The sequence below is a fragment of the Aeromonas piscicola genome, assembly GCF_000820005.1.
In the GTDB taxonomy this organism is placed as follows: Bacteria; Pseudomonadota; Gammaproteobacteria; order Enterobacterales; family Aeromonadaceae; genus Aeromonas; species Aeromonas piscicola.
Window position 1 is genome coordinate 1 of the sequence record NZ_CDBL01000084.1, and the last position, 859, is coordinate 859.

1 protein-coding gene is annotated in these 859 nt (G+C 36.6%); it reads left to right on the top strand.

All coding sequences use genetic code 11. The features are described from left to right. The first annotated feature begins 76 nt into the window (after positions 1–76). The gene (locus BN1128_RS25020) at positions 77–820 is read left to right on the top strand and encodes a toll/interleukin-1 receptor domain-containing protein (RefSeq protein WP_082030513.1); all 744 of its coding nucleotides are present in this window, start codon (positions 77–79) and stop codon (positions 818–820) included. Positions 821–859 lie beyond the last annotated feature (39 nt).

Below are 859 nucleotides of genomic sequence, written 5' to 3' on the forward strand. Positions count from 1 at the left end.
AGCGTAGCGAAGCCCAACAGGCGAGATGTGAAGTGAAAAAATCTAACTGCATCTAGTTTAAACATCAGGATAGATAATGAATCCACCGAGAGCTTTTATTTCATACTCACATGACACAGCCCCACATAAAGAGTGGGTTTTAGATTTTGCAACCACACTTAGAAATCGAGGAATTGATGCAGTCTTAGACCAATGGGATTTGAAACCAGGTGATGACTTACCCCATTTCATGGAAACACAGCTAGAAGCAGCTGACTACATTCTTATGATATGCACTGAGAAATATGTTGAAAAAGCTAATGCTGGAGAAGGTGGTGTTGGCTATGAAAAAATGATTATGACATCCTCGCTGTTATCAAAAATTGATAGCCGTAAAGTTATACCAATTATTCGGCAATCAGGAACTGATTATCGCCCAACATTTTTAAAATCGAAGCTATATATTAACTTCTCTAACAATTCAGATATTGAATATAGTTTTGATGATTTACTTAGAACACTGCTAAATGCCCCGCTATATGAAAAACCAACAATCGGTAAAAATCCATTCAAACCAATGGAAAGTGCTAGACCAGATAGATCAGCCGATGGCGTTAAAGAAGTGATGAAAGCTGTAGCTAGATGCTATGAAGAAAGAGAGCATGAATATATATGGTATAAATCTCTTATGCTAAACGTATCTATGCATCGATTTACGCTTGATAAGTACATTGAGCAAGCATGCAATCAAAACCTACTAACCTGGTACTCCAATGAGAAATTATCAATTACAAAACAAGGCATTAGTTATTTAGAGCAACACGGTATTATAGAAGGATGAAAAATTAGGATACCCACCTTCCTGAGCACCAAAAAAAAA

Coding starts and splice junctions, on each gene's coding strand:
- BN1128_RS25020 (WP_082030513.1), top strand. CDS start 77: ATGAATCCACCGAGAGCTTTTATTTCATACTCACATGACACAGCCCCA.